1 protein-coding gene is annotated in these 756 nt (G+C 41.7%); it reads left to right on the forward strand.

Annotation, left to right across the window (positions count from 1 at the left end):
• On the forward strand, positions 1 to 756 hold a 756-nt coding region (locus EAF07_RS10400; RefSeq protein WP_121836468.1), incomplete at both ends, for an IS30 family transposase.

Raw genomic sequence — 756 nt, forward strand, 5'->3', positions numbered from 1 at the left:
ACTAACTGAACGTAGAATGATTGAACGTTGGCTTCAAGAAGGGCTCTCAAATCGTGAAATCGCTAGGAGATTAGCTAAAGCTCCTCAAACCATTCACAACGAAGTCAAACGTGGTCAGGTTAGACAACAAGTGCGTAAAGGAAAATTTGAAGTGATCTACTCAGCTGATTTCGCTCAAAAAGCCTATCAAAACAATCGTAAACGTTCTGTTAAACAGCTCTCCCTAACCAAGGGACTCAAAGAAAAGATAACTCACTACATCGAACAGAAATATTCTCCCGAGATGATGGTAAAGTCAAAAGGGATACCTGTTCCCATCTCCACCATTTACTACTGGATTCATCATGGACACTTAGGATTGACCAAGGCTGATATGCTTTATCCTCGACAAGAGAAAGCTAAGAAAAAGCATGCTAGTCCCAATTTTAAGCCAGCTGGAAAGTCTATTGAGGAACGACCAGAAAGCATTAATAAGCGTGAGAATATCGGTGATTTTGAAATTGATACGGTTATTCAAACACGGGCAAAAAACGAGTGTCTGTTGACCCTAACCGATAGAAAGAGTCGTTATCAAATCATTCGACTCATTCCCGATAAGTCCGCGTCTTCAGTCAATCAAGCTCTGAAAGCAATCCTCAAGGATTATCAAATGAACTCTATCACAGCTGATAACGGGGCTGAGTTCAGTCGTTTAGCAGAAGTTTTTGACCCTGCTCATATCTACTATGCCCACCCGTATTCTTCTTGGGAGCGTGG

It is taken from the genome of Streptococcus hillyeri (assembly GCF_003686955.1).
GTDB classification, from domain to species: domain Bacteria; phylum Bacillota; class Bacilli; order Lactobacillales; family Streptococcaceae; genus Streptococcus; species Streptococcus hillyeri.